Below are 16,788 nucleotides of genomic sequence, written 5' to 3' on the forward strand. Positions count from 1 at the left end.
AGGAACTGATTGGGCCCGGTTTTTGATTGGGTGGAGAATGATTTGGGGGATGGGTACGATAGCGGTGGGATTTAGTGTACAGTAGGCTAAGTGAACAGGTATACTAGATAGACTGGTATCAGACGGAAACGCCTAAGGAGAAAAGATATGACTGATGTGTTTAAATTAGTTAATTGGTTCAGAGCCGTGAGTAATGCACAGATGCGTCAGTACGATGCGGATGAACTGAGCCAAATGAAGGTCATGAAATTGTTATATTATGTGCAGGGAACGTATTTGGCAATTCATGGCGAAAAGGCCTTTGCGAATGACATCTTAGCTTGGCGTTATGGACCAGCAATTAAAGCGGTTCATGACAAATATGCTGGAAAAGTGAGCATTGTTGGGCAACTGGCAACATCGGATTTAGCAGACTACAATGAAGTTCGACAGGATGATAGGCTTGAACCGGTCTTAACGGCTGTTTGGCAGGCGTATGGCGATATGTCTGCCATTCAGTTAATGAAGAAAACGCATGAAGAAGCACCTTGGTTAGAGACTAATCAGAGCCAGGTGATTTCGCCGGGACTAATGGCAGATTTTTTTAAACGAGAAATTGTTCTGTGAGCAAAAAGAGCGTGCGGTTAGCACGCGATTCGCAAGTGTTTCCGCGGGTGAATCAGCATTCTAAGGGGACAGATGACCGGTTTGCTTTTAATTTTTCTTTTGTCACGCAAAATGATAAATATGGTTTTAGTGGAAAGCATTTTGATAAAACGATTAAAAATAAATTTGTCGAGAAACTCATTCGCTTATCGACGGCAGATCTGGTGACCGTATTCGGCTGGCCCAAGAGCATGGGGTTGGAAAATATGGCTGAGAGCGACGTTAAACTAGCGGTTAACCCAGCCTTTGAGCGGTCAGGTCGGCAGCAGAATTGTCTGGCAGGTATGTGGATTTTTAGATTAGCTAAGAGTGGACGCGTCATTGGCAAAATCAATGGCACGATATTTTATGTTTTGGCCGTTGATACGACGTTTGATTTGTACAAGCATGGATAAGCAAAAGGGACAGATTGTGGTATGGATCTGTTCCTTTTTTCGGCAAAACATTAAGTTTGCAATTATTTTCTTACTAAATCACTAAAATTGCTGATTATGGCTGGAAAAAATACGGAATCTGACTATATTAGAAGGTAACTTATGTCGGACAACAAATAAGTCATGGGGGGAAGGGAAACACGATGGCCAAGCAATCACGCGGCCTGATTGCCTATCACGTAGGGGTAACTGCCTTGACGTTGGGGTCGGTGCTGAACGTTGGGTTACTCTTTTTAAAGCAGGGAAATTACGCAGTCGAGATGGCGATTGCCAACGGGTTGTTGGCGATTTTTGCCATGGATTATTTGGTGCGTCTGATAATCACCAAGAATCGTAAAATTTTCCTGATTCAGTCGGCGTTTGATCTCCTGGGCATCATCCCGCTACACCCGGTCTTTGCCTTCTTTCGATTAGCCCGATTAGTCCGGTTGATCCGGTTCCATCATCTTTTCTGGCGGTTAGGCATCTCTGGTAAATGGACCAAAGCCTATCACCGGTTCATTTATCAAACGGGCTTTATCTATTTGTTCTCAATTAGTGTGGCAATCATTGTGTTGAGTGCCTTTCTCTTTTCACTGACGGAGAAACAGAGCCTGGCCGATTCGCTGTGGTGGGCCATCACGACGGCGACCACCGTGGGGTACGGGGATGAGACGCCGCACACGGCCTTTGGTAAAATCATTGCCAGCTTCCTGATGGTTGGGGGTATTGGTTTTATTGGGTTGCTGACCAGTACGATTACGGATTTTATCGCCGACCGGGCCTCTCAATCGGCTACGGCACAAGAAATGCAGCAACAGACGGATATCACGGCGCTCTTAACGAAAATTGATACGCTGACTGGCAAGGTCGACCAGTTACAGAATCAACTCGATCGACTGGAAAAATCAACGCCAAAAAAATAGCCCGAACCCGGTTAGGCTCGCGCTAAAAAGTTAACGGACAAACTGTAAATTGTAATTACCTTGGCCATCGGACGTGATGGTATAGGTGGTGTAGCCCGCCTGCAACCACTGGTCCTTAGACGCCTGAGCCCAGTTCTGAGCGTCGGCGACAGAGGAGAAGGTATGGGTGCTAGCAAACGTGGCGTCGGCATGGCTGCTAGCCGAAGAAGAACTCGTTGAATTGGCCGAACTCTTTTTGGTTTGGGCCTGATTCAATAATTTCTGCTCGCGGTCTTGCACGGCACTGTTGGACTCTTCATTGATGGTGCTTTGTAATTTTTGTTTTTGCGTCACGGTTAACCCGTTGTCATTGTAGCTGCTGTACGTTGATTTAAAACTTTCGAAGGCGGCCTGTTCCGACGCGGATGATGACTTGGCCACGACGGAGGCACTGGTGCTCGATGACGCACTGGGGTTGGAGCCAGAGTTGTTGTGATGATTGATGGCTAAGACCAGCAAGATGGCAATCGCCAACGTAATCAGTGTCATGATCCAAGGCCACCAACGCCGCGGCTTCCGTTGCCGCTGACGGGTAGGCTGGTCCGGCCCCTGATTAAAGTTATACCGTTGTACGCGTGATTTTGGTTCTTGGTTGTTCAACTGAAAAACCTCCATGTCCAGAACGGTGTGAAAAAACGAGCTTGCCGCCGAGACGACAAACTACCACACCCTCCATAATACCTCAAAACGCCAAGAGAAGAAAATTTTACTCCTGATTTCGGTCATTTTTCAATCATTCTAATCCCGATATTTCCAAACGTATTGTATGATAGAAGTGGAACTAACTTTGAAAGGTGGTTTTATTTTTGCATAATGATATTCCCGAATTACCATTAAATAATGGCAACCGGATTCCGCAGCTCGGCCTGGGTGTCTTCCAAGTCGATAACGCTGAGGATACGAAGAATTCAATCAAATGGGCCTTGGCCGCTGGCTACCGCCACATTGATACGGCCGCATACTACGGCAACGAGCAGTGGGTGGGCGAAGCCATCCGCGAGAGTGATGTCAAACGCGAAGACGTTTTCGTGACATCTAAGCTGTGGAACAGTGTCCGGGGCTACGATGAAACCAAGGCAGCCTTCCAAGAAACGCTGGATAAGTTAGGCTTTGACTACTTAGATATGTACCTGATTCACTGGCCAGCACCTGGCTATCTGGATAGCTGGCGGGCCATGGAAGACTTGTACAAGGCCGGCAAGATCAAGAATATTGGGGTCTCTAACTTCAATCAAAAGCAGATGGCAGATATCCTGGCAAACGGCACGGTTAAGCCCGTCGTTGACCAGATTGAAACCCATCCCTACTTACAACAGGACGAAATGCACGCCTACCTGGAAAGCCAAGGTATCCTGCATGAAGCTTGGAGTCCATTAGGTGGCGGCTCAAACAACGCCTTAACGGATCCCGTCATCAATGAATTGGCCGCTGCCCATGACGTGAGCGCCGCCCAAATCATCTTACGTTGGCACGTGCAACGCGAAGAAATTGTGATTCCAAAGTCCATCCACGAAGAACGGGTCCAACAAAACCGCGATATCTTTGCTTTTGGCTTGGATGAAGACGAAATGAAGGCCATCGCAGACCTCGACGCTGGTAAGCGCGTGGGTCCTAATCCCGATGACGAAGAATGGTTGAAGAAGTCCCAGACCTATTCAGGACGGAAGTAAAAGAAAAGAGTGCGGAAAGAGCCGCTTAGACTCTGAGCATTAACGGAAATAGGGCTTCTGGTCGACAACGTCGGCCAGGAGCCCTATTTTGGTTAAGCGCAGGAGTCTGGCTCTTTCCGCACGTTTCAGAGGCCGCCAGTTTCCGGATAGGCTGGCGAGAGCAGGATTGGCGGTCTATGACAGTATCACCAGTAAGGCAAGGCCGAGCAGGGCGCCTTATTTTTCTAAGCGCAGGGACCTGCCCTGTGTAGCACGTTTCAGAGGCCGCCAGTTTCCGGATAGATTGGCGAGAGAAAAGTTAGCGGTCTATGAAGGTAGCGTCAGCAAAATGTTTTCTATCATACAGAAATTAAAAGTGAGTAAAAAGCCCAATCAATACCTACGCAACGTAGCGTGGATATTGATTGGGCTAAAATGATCCTAAAAGTTCTACATAGTTAATCTGATTACGTGAAATGGGTCCAAACCCACAAAATAGTGAGCCGCCAAAATTAAGTGACCAGAGGCAGGGCAGCTTGAGCCCGCCGCCGGGAACGTAAATTTACCAATAAACTACTTATACAACGGAATCCCCTGTTCCTTAGCCAAAGGAATCAACTTATCGGATAAGACGTTTACCACATTAATCGGTACCTTCGCAAAGGGACTGAAGAAGTCCGGATGGTCGGGGTCGGGAACGTCCTGGGTCTCCTTGCGATTGGGCACTAACGCCTCTAAATCAGCCTTGTGCAGGCCCAGTTTCTTAGCGTAGTAGACGATTTCACGGTAGGTGACGTTTTTAAAATAAAAGTAGTAGCAGAGCGCGGCAACGACAAAGTACCAGAAGATGGTCCACTCTAGACCAATTTTACTGGGGTCTAAAAAGCCAATGACGATGGCCGCAACCACGAAGACGACGTAAATCAGGGCTGAAATAGCGGCCCAACGCTGTTTGTGCGTCAAATTTAAGTACCTCGATTTCCTTAATTGTGTTGGTACCAGTGTACGGGGTTTCGGCTGGTAAATTCAAGCGATTTCGCTAAAATCTAATTGGAAAGGTCGATTTTCCGCGTCAGTCGTGTATAATAACACGGTAATATTGCCAATCGCTTAGGAAATGAGAGGTAGACGAAGTGAGTTTAAGTTTTGAAACAATCCAACCAACAGATTTCAAACAGGTAGACCAATTAGTTTCAGCGGCGTTCGCCCCCGTCGAAGAGAGTGACGGTCGCGAGGTCGACTTGATTCACCAGCTCCGGTCAACGTATGAGTACCAGGGCAGCCTGGAAGTCGTTGCGAAGCCCGCAGTTGATCAGGTCGTAGGCCATGGCTTACTGAGCCCGGTCACGATTCGCGGCAACCAACACAAGACGGCGGTGGTTGCCTTGGCGCCGCTGGCCGTTCATCCCGACTGGCAAGGTAAAGGTGTCGGGAGTCAACTGCTAAGTGAGTTAGAGACGCGGGCCCGGCAGGCTGGTTTTCCCGCTATCAGCGTGGTCGGCGACATGAACTACTATGGGAGTCGCGGTTACGTGATGGCCGAAGACTTTGCCATCCACAACACGTTGCCCGTACCAATGGGCAGTCACTTGATCAAGCCATTAACGGCAGGGGCCTTGGCCCACGTTGGTGGGATGCTGGAATATCCCGGCGTGTTTTACAATGATTAACGTTTGCTGAGAGTGACCGATTTTGATGATGGAAAATTTAATTGAACTTTTTTCAAATCACCATTGAAGTCAACGGCCACACCGGATTCAGCGACTAACCATTAAGATTAAAATTAAATTAGAGGTTGACGGGTATCTGTCGTCGTGATAGTATCAAAGTCAATCAAATACAGAACGCTAATTTCCATTACCAAGTAGCGTGTCATCTGAGTGTCAGAAAGTCGGTGGTTGCTGCGAACCGATCAGGGTGATTACGATGAAATACAGTGGAATGTCCTGGTACGCCAGGCGGAGAATGACTAGAACCGTTACCTTCTAGAGAGTGGAGTTACTGGGTCTAGAACCAGTGGCTCAAGTTGGGTGGTACCACGGTTTAGTCTTAATCGTCCCTGTTGCATAGTTGCAGCGGGGACGATTTTTTTATTACATAAAACTTGGCAAATAAGAGGGAGCGATTTTTATGAAAGAACAATCCAACAAGAGTCACAAGCCGGTTAGTTTCGGCGAAGCCATTATTATTTTATTAGCAATGTTAGCCATCATGGGTCTCGGTGTTATCAAATTTGGGCTTTCCCCAACTACGCCAGTTCTGCTGGTTATCGCGTTAGTGATTCTGTGGGCGAAGGTCCGCGGCGCCGACTGGGATACCATTCACGGCGGGATTACTGAAGGAATCAAGACCGGTATTATCCCCATCTTCATCTTCCTGTTGATTGGGGCCTTGATCAGTGTCTGGATCGCCGCTGGGATCATTCCATCTATGATGGTCTTCGGGTTCCATTTAATCTCGGCACAATGGTTCGTGCCATCCGTCTTCCTGGTCTGTGCCATCGTTGGGACGTCCATCGGGAGTGCCTTCACCATCATCTCCACGATTGGGATTGCCCTGTTCGGGATGGGGACCACGATGGGCTTCAACCCCGCATTAGTCGCTGGGGCCATCATCTCCGGTGCCATCTTCGGTGACAAGACTTCACCGCTGTCTGACTCCACGAACCTGGCATCAGCCATCGCTGAATCCGAATTATTTGCCCACATCAAAAACTTAATGTGGTCCACGATTCCCGCATTCTTTGTTTCCTTGATTCTCTACTTCATTCTGGGGACCGGGGCATCTGACAGTAACGCCATGGGTAAGATCAACACGACTGTGGCCACGTTAAACGCCAACTTCTCCATTACCTGGTGGGCGGCCTTACCAATCATCGTCATGTTCGTCTGTGCTTGGCGGAAGATTCCAGCCATTGAAACATTGTTGTTAAACGTTGGTTTAGGGATCGTCATGTTATTCATCGAAAAGCCTTCAACGTCAATTAGTAGTGTCGCTACCATGATTGAATCTGGATTCGTTTCTAAGACCGGTAACGCCAGCGTTGATGCGTTATTGAGCCGTGGTGGGATTAGTGCCATGATGTCCACCGTTTCCTTGATTATCTTAACGCTGACCTTAGGTGGCCTGCTGATGCAATTTAACATCATCCAGACGGCTATGGTGCCATTGGCTAAGCGTTTAAAGAGTTCTGGCTCCTTAGTCACCGCCGCTATCCTTTCCGGGATTGGCGTGAACATCTTCGTTGGGGAACAATACCTCTCCGTGATCTTACCAGGGAAGGCTTTCAAGCAAACCTTTAACGACCGGGGATTAGACAACTTGGCCTTGAGCCGGGTCTTAGAAGATGGTGGGACCGTCATCAACTACTTGATTCCTTGGGGGGTTGCTGCCGTCTTCGCTGCCAACACGTTGGGCGTCTCCACGTTGGCTTACCTGCCATTCTGTTTCTTCAGTCTTTTCTCACCCGTCTTCTCCATCCTCAGTGGGTTCACTGGCGTTGGCCTGAAGCGGTTGCCATCATCTGATGATCAAAGTGCCACGGCTGCCTCAATGGCTGCTGACGGGCGTTAATCACAGTTAGAATAGAAGCATCGCGGGTTGTTACACGACCAGCAGTCGTTCTTGTGGGTGGCCTCAGGTTAGGGGCCGAGGATGAGTGGGTGGTTGTGAAATGACCGTGATGGATATGAATGTTAGTTAAAATAGTCGTTTCCGTTGGATAGTCTTTCCAGCGGGAGCGGCTATTTTTTTGAAATTAGTGAGTTAAATGGTTTTTAGCTATAACTATTAGTGATAAAAATAGAAAAGGTGTTTACTATGCTTGGCTTTAGGCTTACTCTTGAATGTAAAGGGATGAAAATAGCCACGGTGGTAAATGTGTGTGAGTAATAATGGAAACGGAAAATAACTAACAGTCATGTCAACAGTATTCATTCTGTGGATAAATCGGTTGCACATTGTCTGATCAGTCCTAAGTCGGTGAGGGTTCGACAGGTAATTGGCTTACAAGTGAAGGGGGCAAGCATGAATCAGAGAAGAACAATCACAACGTGGTTAAACATAATCGTAGGCCTCTTAGTATTGGTTATTGCACTGGTAAATGGATTAAGTATTGTGGCAAGCAATCACGAACTGGCTCCAGGACCATGGAAAGTAAGCTGGATAGTTGTCAATATTCAGATGTGGGTGAACTTGCTTTGGGGCGTAGCTATCTTGATTAAGCAGGTTCCAAACTGGTTTTTATTTATCTTGGGATTAATGGGAACGGCCTTATTTGGTTATCTAAATATCTACGTTCAGTATTTTTTCTGGTTCCAGGACTTAATCTTAAGTCTGGTTTGTCTATTCTTCGCGTACGAAACCTATCGGAATTATAAATTTAGTGTGTCCAACGCTTAAAGTAAGACTTATACGATATCAGGTAGGAGGCACTTAGCATGAACAGAAAAAGAACAATGAACAAATGGGGCAATCTGATACTCGGGTTGGTGGTACTGCTTCTAGCTTTGGGACACGGACTAGAAATTTTAGCAAGCAATGCTGGTGCTGGTTCGGAACCGTGGGGGATACGGTGGACAATTATAAATATTGGCATGTGGGTGAATTTACTTTGGGGCCTTTTAATTTTCGTGAGGCGCCTACCTAATTGGATTTTACTGATTGTGAGTGTGAGTGTGAGTGGTTTAGCTTTTTTTGCTTATTTTAATTACTATGTTCAATATTTCTTCTGGCTTCGGGTTTTGATTCTGACAATTGTTTGTGGGTATTTTGTGTATGGCACTTATCGAGATTACCGGGAACGGTAGCTAAAGGTGCATCAGATACGCTTTACAGAGTCTATTTTTAAGCAGTGATTCGAAAAAGATATAAGGAAAGTTGGTGAGTGATATGCGCCATAACGCTAAGCAATGGATCAAAAAGCCTGTTAGCTGGTTGGAGATGGTACTGGTATTGTTAGTGTTGCTTCTGACATTCACCCCATTTATCCCAAGCAATGCCGTTAGACTGTGTATTTTGCAAAATGGGCATCCAATTGCGGCTGTGCTTTCAGGGCCCAGCAAGCTGCCTAAATCAGAGATTAAGTATTACAGCGGCAGCAAGCAACAGCTACATTATCAAATCAATGTGCCTTTTTCTACGGATAGTGCAGACGTGGACGTCTTAGTGGTACATAAGGTTTCTAAAAACCATTTTTATAATAAGTATGTTGCGACACTTGCCTATGCAGTTGGGCCGTAGAGAAGGATCAATAGATTCTGCGAATATAGGACACTTCTCAGTGTATTCGCTCAGTTTGCATACATATATGGCGTTTAGATAGGCTGTTCCTTGTGAATTGTGCTGGGGTGGGATTATTTTGAATAAGTTATTTTCAAAAATCATTATACTTTTTTCTACAATACTTCTTATTGTGGTAGGAGTTTTCGTGATACCATTTTCACCGAAAAATGCAGTGCGATTACGAATGGTAGAGGATTTAAGTTTGAAGTCAGCTATTGTAGCTAATCCGACTAGGTTAACTGTGAAAGGCACGCCGGCTGTCATACGAAAGGAAACAGCAGGTGACATTTATAGCGTAAAGCCATTTGAATCTTACCTCGCGGGAGGAGATGTCAGCATGCTGAGTGTATCGAAGATGAGTAGAAATAGTCCATTTTATAAAGCAACGTACATTGCGAATGCGGTCTAGATGATGAGTAGCGTGTTATCCGAAAAGGGAAGCAAGGTTGATGAGTGACGTGATTAGTAATTTTAAGAAATGGACTAAAATGCATATGGAATGGTTGGGGAGAAGGGATGATATTGCGTAATAAGCAAATACCCATGAAATTATTTGGATTCGTTGGGCTCGTAGTTACGGCATTTTGTATTCTAGGTTACATGATAAATGAGGAAGCCATTTCCGCTCAGGCAGCTTCCCCGATTAATAATTGGGTGTGGGGGATGACCACAGTCTTTGCACTAGCATTTACAATCTGTGCATTTTTAAAGCAAAAACGATTCGCAATTATTAGTTTTAGTCTCATGGTGCTGGGGATGGTTATCTATTTTGGATTTTTAAGTTAGATAACGGTTTACGCGAATAGATTGAAGGAGCTTGGCATGAACAGAAAAAGAATGACGAACAAATGGTTCAACCTTGCGTTGGGCATTGTGGTACTGTTCGTTGCACTCAGTAATGGTGTAGATATTTTGGGGAGTAATGCCAGCTGGGGACGGAATTCATGGGGAATAGGCTGGACCGTTGTGAATATTGAGATGTGGGTGAACTTAATTTGGGGCAGTTTGGTTTTCGTAAAGCGTGTACCCAATTGGATTTTACTGGTATTGGGTGTGATTGAAATTCCCTTGTTTATCTATTTCAATTTCTATATTAAATACTTTTTCTGGTTTCAAATCTTAGCCTTGATTATTGTTTGTGGCTATTTTGCATATGGCACCTATAGAGATTACCGAGAGAAATAACAGGGTGTGTGTTGGCAGATGATTGGCGTAAACTTAAGGCTAATAATTTTTCATTTTATCTCCATAACAATCTAAAAAGGCAGCAGGCACGACGTAGTTTCTAAAGTCGTGTCTGCTGCCTTTAACGTATCCTAATCGTTTAACTCTCAACCGAAGCCATGACCGGCACCGTATACAAGTACGTGGCCACCAACGCATTCACGGTCACTTCCCTGTCATCCGACAGTCGCAGATAGAGCAGATGGAGCTCCTCATCGCGCGCGGTAATTGTAATCGGCACGTTCAACGGCAGGGCTAGGTGATCGACGTAAGCTACCAAATTAGCCGTTTCCAGGTAGCCGGTCAGCGTGACGGTTGTCGCCACTGGCACGTCACTGAGACGGGTGATGTGGCTATCGTCCGGCAGGGCCGTCGAATCCAGCAGGCCGCCAAAGGGACTCCGTTGTGGGTGGTCGAGGTATTCAGCCAGCGCGCTCACCGTGATGGGTGTTAAGGCATCAGCCATTTGCCAGGCCTGCGTTGGAATTTGCGCGAGAGGTAGGTGTAACTGCTGATCACAAAAGACCTCGCACAACCGGTAAGCGTAGAGTAACCGGCCAGCGACGGCCTTACCCTGTTCGGTCAGCGTCACCCCCGTATAGCGGCGCCGATGAACGAGGCCCTGCGCCTGTAATTGGCGGGTCGTCTCGGTGACCGTGGCAGGTGTCACGTTGGCGAAGTGAATAATCTGTTTATTGCTGACGCGAGCGCGGGCAAAACTACACTCTGCGATGATTTTTAAATAAGTATTTTGATGGTTCGACATCCAATCAACTCCCCAGTGAATTGAAAATAGTTAAGTGCCCCTAAAATTTTATTTTACTAGTTTAAATTCTACTGGTATCGGCTTAAAGTTGCAAATCTTTCTGAGTAATCATAAATATCGTGATAGTCTTATATGTTTATTTTAAAATAAAACGCCTAATTAACGGCGTTTATCGTTGAAAAGTTTTGCGAACCAAAAAAACTTTTCGATGGGTTTCACTTATTCAGTTCAGTAAATTCAGTGGCGAAAGGCCGGGGATGAAACCGCTTAAATTACGAATATTATTATTAAAAAGTTCACATTTTAAAGTTAAGTCACCCTAAATTTCTATTTGATTTAAGTGAACTTTACGGTACAATGGGCCTTGTAGGAAACAGAAGGGGGTCTTGATTTTGAGTGATACACCAAAGAAGCACAAACTCATTGAATATGCCAATGGGCGGTCACTTGAAGAGATTAACGGTACTGTTAAAGTGCCAAAGGGGAAAGGGTTCTGGAAAACACTATTTATGTATTCCGGGCCTGGTGCGTTAGTTGCGGTCGGTTACATGGATCCAGGCAACTGGTCAACGTCCATCACTGGTGGGCAAAATTTCCAATACTTATTAATGTCGATTATCTTGATTTCAAGTTTGATCGCGATGTTACTGCAATACATGGCGGCTAAACTTGGTATCGTGAGTCAAATGGACTTGGCCCAAGCCATTCGGGCACGGACCAGCAAGTCCCTCGGCATCGTGCTGTGGATCATGACAGAGTTTGCCATTATGGCAACGGATATTGCGGAAGTTATCGGGGCCGCGATTGCCTTATATCTGCTGTTCCACATTCCATTGGTCATTGCCGTGTTTATCACGGTGTTAGATGTTTTGCTCTTATTGTTACTGACCAAGATTGGGTTCCGGAAGATTGAAGCCATCGTGGTTTGCTTGATCTTAGTAATCCTGGTGGTCTTCGCTTACGAAGTCGCCTTGTCTAACCCTGACTGGGGTGGCGTCTTTGGCGGCTTGATTCCTAGCATGAAGACGGTCGCTTCTACGCCACACATTGGTGGACAAACGCCTATCAGTGGGGCTTTGGGAATTATCGGGGCGACAGTTATGCCCCATAATCTTTACCTGCATTCAGCCATTTCGCAAACGCGGGAAATTGATCACAAGGATGAAGAAGACGTGGCCCGGACGGTTAAATTTACCAGCTGGGACTCCAACATCCAATTGACTTTGGCCTTCTTCGTGAATGCCTTGCTGTTGATCATGGGGGTTGCCGTCTTCAAGAGTGGGTCCGTCAAAGACCCGTCATTCTTTGGTCTATTCCAAGCCTTATCTGACACCAGCACCATGAGTAACGGGGTGTTAGCCGGCGTGGCGCGGACGGGGATTCTATCAACGCTGTTTGCCGTTGCCTTGTTAGCTTCTGGGCAAAACTCAACGATTACGGGGACCTTGTCTGGTCAAGTTATCATGGAAGGCTTCGTGCACATGCGGATGCCACTGTGGTTGCGGCGCTTAGTCACCCGGCTACTGTCCGTGATTCCTGTCTTGATTTGCGTCATGCTGACCAGTGGCAAGAGTGCCATCGATGAACATGAGGCGTTAAATGATTTGATGAACAACTCGCAAGTCTTCTTGGCCTTTGCCCTGCCATTCTCCATGCTGCCGTTGTTAATGATGACGGACAGTGCGGTTGAAATGGGCAAGCGGTTCAAGAACGCGCTGTGGATTAAGGTGCTCGGCTGGATTTCTGTGCTGGCCCTGACCTACTTGAACTTAATTAACATGCCAGCTTCTATCCAAGGATTCTATGGCAACGCCATTACGGCGAGCCAGACATCCACGGCAAACGTGATTGCTTACGTCTTGGACGCTGCCATTATCATCCTGCTGATTTGGATGATGGTGGAACTCCACAAGGGGAGCAAGCGCTTAGTCGCAGAACTTGCAGCTGAAAAGGCTGAGAAGTCTTTAGGAAACGAGGAGGCATAGCTCATGGCAACGACATTTAAACGAATTTTGGTGGGGGTCGATGACTCGGCAGACGCATTATTAGCGTTTGACTACGCCATTCACCAAGCTAAACGAGATGCGGCCGAACTGATTATTGTGTCAGTTCTGGAACACGATGACATGAACGTCTACCAGGCCTTAGATAGCGACTACGTCCACGGGGAACGGGACGAGTTGCGTGAACACATGCAAGCCTATCAAAAGCAGGCCCAAGATGCCGGTGTCGCAGACGTGAAAATGGTTATCGCGGAAGGCGAACCAGGGGAAACCATCGTCCGCGACGTGATTCCCCACGTCAAGCCAGACTTACTGGTCATCGGCTCAATCGCCAAGAAGGGCGTCAGCCGCTACTTCGGGAGTCAAGCGGCCTACATGGCAAAGTACGCACCCATTTCTGTGATGGTCATTCGGTAGGGGTATGATGTAGCAAGTCTTTTTAAGATTAAGAAGATAGTTACCTAATGAGATTGATTACGAGTTGGCATGAACAAAATATTGGTCAAAAGTTTAGGTGACGATTGATTTAGCCTTGGGGTGTGAAAAGGCATCATCAGTGTTAGTGACCAGAGGCAGGCCAAGCGGACCAGCTATGTCGGTGGTCTTAACTGAGTGGTTTTCTCAGTTTAGAGCACGGGACGACCTGGGAGACTGGTGATTTTCCAGGCTTTCAGGCGAGGCGAAAGACCGTTTCTCAGGCTGGAGCCGTTCCCCATAGCAGGGAGCTTGAGCCTGCCGTCGGGAATGAAAGTGATCATGCCATTTGTAAGATAGTAAAAGCGTACGAACTAAGCCGTTAGCCCACTAAAACGTGGTCTAGCGGCTTTTTTAATTCCTTAAACTTAACCGCCACCCCCCAAAATTTAACGACTCGCCATTTAACAGCGCCGGTAGCTGGGCATTGCCGTACACTAGCCTTGGTCAGAAAAGTTGGCCAGGAGGAGTGAGAGCATGCCAGAAGAAAAGAAGCACAAGCTGATTGAATATGCGAACGGCCGCTCACTAGAAGAAATCAATGGGACGGTCAAGGTGCCCAAGGACATTGGTTTCTGGAAAACCTTGTTTGCGTACTCAGGGCCTGGTGCGTTGGTTGCCGTGGGGTACATGGATCCCGGGAACTGGTCGACGTCAATTACCGGTGGTCAAAATTTCCAGTACCTGTTGATGTCTGTCATCTTGATGTCAAGTTTGATTGCGATGCTGTTGCAATACATGGCGGCTAAACTTGGTATCGTGAGTCAGATGGATCTGGCCCAAGCCATTCGCGCGCGGACCAGCAAGTCACTAGGGGTGGTCCTATGGTTATTAACTGAATTGGCCATCATGGCGACGGATATCGCGGAAGTCATTGGGGCAGCGATTGCGTTGTACCTGCTGTTCCATATTCCGCTAGTTATTGCCGTCTTCATCACGGTCTTTGATGTGCTGTTGCTATTATTGTTGACCAAGGTCGGCTTCCGGAAAATTGAAGCCATCGTGGTTTGCCTAATTATGGTGATTCTCTTCGTCTTTGTGTATCAGGTCGCTTTGTCCAATCCCGATTGGGGTGGCGTCTTCAAGGGCCTGATTCCCACCGGTGAAACGTTTTCAACTGGTCATGCGGTTGCTGGAATGACGCCATTAAACGGGGCTCTCGGCATCATCGGGGCTACCGTCATGCCGCACAATTTGTACCTGCATTCGGCCATTTCACAGACGCGGTCGATTGACCATAACGATGAGGAAGACGTGGCGCGGACGGTCAAATTTGCTGGGCTGGATTCTAACATTCAACTGACCTTTGCCTTCTTCGTCAACGCCTTACTGTTGATCATGGGGGTTGCCGTCTTTAAGACCGGCGCCGTCAAGGACCCTTCCTTCTTCGGTTTGTTCCACGCGCTGTCAGATACGACGACCATGAGCAATGGTGTTTTGAGCAGTGTCGCACGGACCGGGGTCTTGTCCACGTTGTTCGCCGTGGCCTTGCTGGCTTCCGGGCAAAACTCCACGATTACTGGGACCTTGTCTGGACAAGTCATCATGGAAGGATTTGTGCACATGCGGATGCCACTGTGGTTGCGGCGGTTGGTGACCCGTTTGCTGTCCGTGATTCCCGTCTTGATCTGTGTCATGTTGACCAGCGGCAAGAGTGCGATTGCGGAGCACGAAGCGTTGAATGATTTAATGAACAATTCGCAAGTCTTTCTGGCGTTTGCCCTGCCATTTTCCATGCTGCCCCTCTTGATGATGACCGATAGCAAATTGGAAATGGGCGAGCGTTTCAAGAACTCCTGGTGGCTTAAAATTTTAGGCTGGTTCTCCGTCATTGCCTTGACCGGGTTGAACCTGGAAGGCATGCCGGGGCAAGTTCAGGCTTTCTTCGGCAGTAACGTGACGGGTGGCACGCTGGCCTTGGCCAATGGCATTGCCTACGCGTTGATTGCGGCCGTGCTGGGCTTGCTGGCGTGGACCATCGTGGAATTGCATTTCGGCAACAAGCGCTTAGCCGCATCACTAGCGGCGAAGGAAAAGTAGGGGGATGAGTGCATGCCAACCACGTTTAAGCGAATTTTAGTCGGCGTCGACGATTCGGCGGACGCCTTGTTAGCCTTTAGATACGCGATTCATCAGGCAAAACGAGACGGTGCCGAGCTGGTGATTGCGTCGGTCTTGGAAAAGGAAACCATGAACGTTTACCAGGCGCTGGATACGGATTTCATCCACGGGCAATATGATGATTTGAAACGGCATGTCCGTGAGTACCAGCAACAGGCAGAGGACGCGGGCGTTGCCGATGTCCGCATCATGATTGCGGAGGGCGAGCCGGGTGAGACCATCGTGAAGGAAATCATTCCCCAGGTTAAGCCGGACATTCTCATTGTCGGGTCAATCGCCAAGAAGGGTGTCAGTCGTCATTTTGGTAGCCAGGCTGCGTACATGGCTAAGTATGCGCCGGTCTCGGTGCTGGTGATCCGATAAAGAGCAGTTAGAAAAAAAGCTCAATAAAAAACACACAAAACGACTCATCCGTAAAATAGGATGGGCCGTTTTTAGACTAGCGTTGCAAATTTTTACCAGTAGCTTATGATGAGAGAGTAAGAAAGTAAACCAGCGATTAACCGAAAGGATGAATAGAATTATGACGATGAAGGATGTCATTATTGACGATAGTTTTTGGCAAACGTATCCGGAGGCCCAGATCAATTTGATGTGGCTGACGGGTTTTGATAACCACGATACGGACGATAATCTGGCTGAACGCCAAGAATTATTGCGCACGGCGACGGCGGAATCTGACAAATTTACCAAGGTTGACCCCTTCCGGAACAACCCGGTCGTGGCCGAATGGCGGGATGCTTACCAACAATTTCCTAAGCGTAAAGGGGCGCGTTCCTCGATTGAAGCCTTGTTAAAGCGGGCTAGTCAGGGCCACGAGTTCACCCCAATCGAGCCTTTGGTTGACGTGTATAACAGTATTTCACTGCGTTACGGCGTGCCAGTCGGTATTGAAGACCGGGATAAAATTGCCGGTGACCTGCATTTAGGCACGGCCCAAGGCGGCGAATCCTTCTTCCCATTAGGGGCGGAAGAGGATGACCCAGCCCGGGCTGGCGAAATGATTTACTACGATGAAGACGGCGCCGTATGCCGGAGCCTGAATTGGCGGGAAGCTCAACGGACCATGTTGACAGATGATACCACCAACGGCATTGTCGTGATGGAATCGGTCAACGCCGACCAGGCTGCCCGGGCCAATGAAGCCATGGCAGCCTTAGCCGAATTGATTCCAACCTATTTCGGGATCAAACCGGATAAGACGGCCGTTTTGACCGCGGAAACGAAGTAACTAGCTTAATCGCT

At 47.6% G+C, this 16,788-nt stretch carries 18 protein-coding genes; 15 read left to right on the forward strand and 3 right to left on the reverse strand.

From position 1 onward, the window contains the following. Positions 1 to 147: 147 nt before the first annotated feature. The 3 genes from JUF22_RS04780 to JUF22_RS04790 all read left to right on the forward strand — a co-directional run bounded on the left by JUF22_RS04780 (position 148) and on the right by JUF22_RS04790 (position 1,984). The gene (locus JUF22_RS04780) at positions 148 to 606 is read left to right on the forward strand and encodes a Panacea domain-containing protein (protein ID WP_203643978.1); all 459 of its coding nucleotides are present in this window, start codon (positions 148 to 150) and stop codon (positions 604 to 606) included. Then, positions 603 to 1,040: a hypothetical protein gene (locus JUF22_RS13765; protein ID WP_236000719.1), complete on the forward strand. Its 438-nt coding sequence runs from the start codon at positions 603 to 605 to the stop codon at positions 1,038 to 1,040. Before JUF22_RS04780 ends, JUF22_RS13765 begins: the two co-directional genes overlap by 4 nt. A 182-nt stretch (positions 1,041 to 1,222) precedes the next feature. Then, the gene (locus JUF22_RS04790; RefSeq protein WP_203643980.1) at positions 1,223 to 1,984 is read left to right on the forward strand and encodes a potassium channel family protein; all 762 of its coding nucleotides are present in this window, start codon (positions 1,223 to 1,225) and stop codon (positions 1,982 to 1,984) included. 30 nt (positions 1,985 to 2,014) lie between these two features. Here JUF22_RS04790 and JUF22_RS04795 read toward each other — a convergent pair whose 3' ends face one another. Continuing rightward, on the reverse strand, positions 2,015 to 2,623 hold the full coding sequence (locus tag JUF22_RS04795) for a hypothetical protein (protein ID WP_203643982.1): 609 nt from the start codon (positions 2,621 to 2,623) through the stop codon (positions 2,015 to 2,017). Between the two features lie 206 nt (positions 2,624 to 2,829). Here JUF22_RS04795 and JUF22_RS04800 point away from each other — a divergent pair, with 206 nt between their 5' ends. Beyond that, positions 2,830 to 3,693, forward strand: coding sequence for an aldo/keto reductase (locus JUF22_RS04800; RefSeq protein ID WP_203643989.1), 864 nt, complete (start codon positions 2,830 to 2,832; stop codon positions 3,691 to 3,693). Positions 3,694 to 4,245: 552 nt separating this feature from the next. Here JUF22_RS04800 and JUF22_RS04805 read toward each other — a convergent pair. Further along, complete coding sequence (locus tag JUF22_RS04805) at positions 4,246 to 4,635, reverse strand: hypothetical protein (RefSeq protein WP_203643990.1); 390 nt, start codon at positions 4,633 to 4,635, stop codon at positions 4,246 to 4,248. Positions 4,636 to 4,805: 170 nt separating this feature from the next. On the opposite strand from JUF22_RS04805, the gene JUF22_RS04810 reads away from it, so the two are divergent. From JUF22_RS04810 to JUF22_RS04835, 6 genes are all read left to right on the forward strand, one after another. Beyond that, positions 4,806 to 5,342 (forward strand): GNAT family N-acetyltransferase, encoded by a 537-nt coding sequence (locus tag JUF22_RS04810; RefSeq protein WP_203643992.1) that lies wholly within the window; start codon positions 4,806 to 4,808, stop codon positions 5,340 to 5,342. 460 nt (positions 5,343 to 5,802) lie between these two features. Continuing rightward, positions 5,803 to 7,245 carry a Na+/H+ antiporter NhaC gene (gene nhaC, locus JUF22_RS04815; RefSeq protein WP_203643994.1) on the forward strand — a complete coding sequence of 481 codons (1,443 nt, stop codon included), beginning with the start codon at positions 5,803 to 5,805 and terminating at the stop codon, positions 7,243 to 7,245. Positions 7,246 to 8,111: 866 nt separating this feature from the next. Beyond that, complete coding sequence (locus JUF22_RS04820; protein ID WP_203643996.1) at positions 8,112 to 8,480, forward strand: hypothetical protein; 369 nt, start codon at positions 8,112 to 8,114, stop codon at positions 8,478 to 8,480. A gap of 73 nt (positions 8,481 to 8,553) precedes the next feature. Next, entirely contained in the window at positions 8,554 to 8,913 is a 360-nt protein-coding gene (locus JUF22_RS04825) for a hypothetical protein (protein WP_203643998.1), read from the forward strand. 564 nt (positions 8,914 to 9,477) lie between these two features. Then, positions 9,478 to 9,741 (forward strand): hypothetical protein, encoded by a 264-nt coding sequence (locus tag JUF22_RS04830; RefSeq protein ID WP_203644000.1) that lies wholly within the window; start codon positions 9,478 to 9,480, stop codon positions 9,739 to 9,741. Positions 9,742 to 9,777: 36 nt separating this feature from the next. After that, entirely contained in the window at positions 9,778 to 10,140 is a 363-nt protein-coding gene (locus JUF22_RS04835; RefSeq protein ID WP_203644002.1) for a hypothetical protein, read from the forward strand. Positions 10,141 to 10,279: 139 nt separating this feature from the next. On the opposite strand, the gene JUF22_RS04840 is transcribed toward JUF22_RS04835, so the two are convergent. Continuing rightward, complete coding sequence (locus JUF22_RS04840) at positions 10,280 to 10,945, reverse strand: metal-dependent transcriptional regulator (protein WP_203644005.1); 666 nt, start codon at positions 10,943 to 10,945, stop codon at positions 10,280 to 10,282. A gap of 392 nt (positions 10,946 to 11,337) precedes the next feature. On the opposite strand from JUF22_RS04840, the gene JUF22_RS04845 reads away from it, so the two are divergent. From JUF22_RS04845 to JUF22_RS04865, 5 genes are all read left to right on the forward strand, one after another. Beyond that, positions 11,338 to 12,930 (forward strand): Nramp family divalent metal transporter, encoded by a 1,593-nt coding sequence (locus JUF22_RS04845; RefSeq protein ID WP_203644013.1) that lies wholly within the window; start codon positions 11,338 to 11,340, stop codon positions 12,928 to 12,930. Positions 12,931 to 12,933: 3 nt separating this feature from the next. Then, the gene (locus JUF22_RS04850; RefSeq protein ID WP_203639532.1) at positions 12,934 to 13,365 is read left to right on the forward strand and encodes a universal stress protein; all 432 of its coding nucleotides are present in this window, start codon (positions 12,934 to 12,936) and stop codon (positions 13,363 to 13,365) included. A 534-nt stretch (positions 13,366 to 13,899) separates the two neighbouring features. Beyond that, positions 13,900 to 15,462 carry an Nramp family divalent metal transporter gene (locus JUF22_RS04855; RefSeq protein WP_203639533.1) on the forward strand — a complete coding sequence of 521 codons (1,563 nt, stop codon included), beginning with the start codon at positions 13,900 to 13,902 and terminating at the stop codon, positions 15,460 to 15,462. Positions 15,463 to 15,474: 12 nt separating this feature from the next. Beyond that, positions 15,475 to 15,906, forward strand: coding sequence for a universal stress protein (locus JUF22_RS04860; RefSeq protein ID WP_203644015.1), 432 nt, complete (start codon positions 15,475 to 15,477; stop codon positions 15,904 to 15,906). 166 nt (positions 15,907 to 16,072) lie between these two features. Continuing rightward, positions 16,073 to 16,774, forward strand: a complete 702-nt coding sequence (locus tag JUF22_RS04865; protein ID WP_203644328.1) for a B3/B4 domain-containing protein — start codon at positions 16,073 to 16,075, stop codon at positions 16,772 to 16,774. The last annotated feature ends 14 nt before the right edge of the window (positions 16,775 to 16,788 follow it).

It is taken from the genome of Levilactobacillus lanxiensis (genome assembly GCF_016861655.1).
In the GTDB taxonomy this organism is placed as follows: domain Bacteria; phylum Bacillota; class Bacilli; order Lactobacillales; family Lactobacillaceae; genus Levilactobacillus; species Levilactobacillus lanxiensis.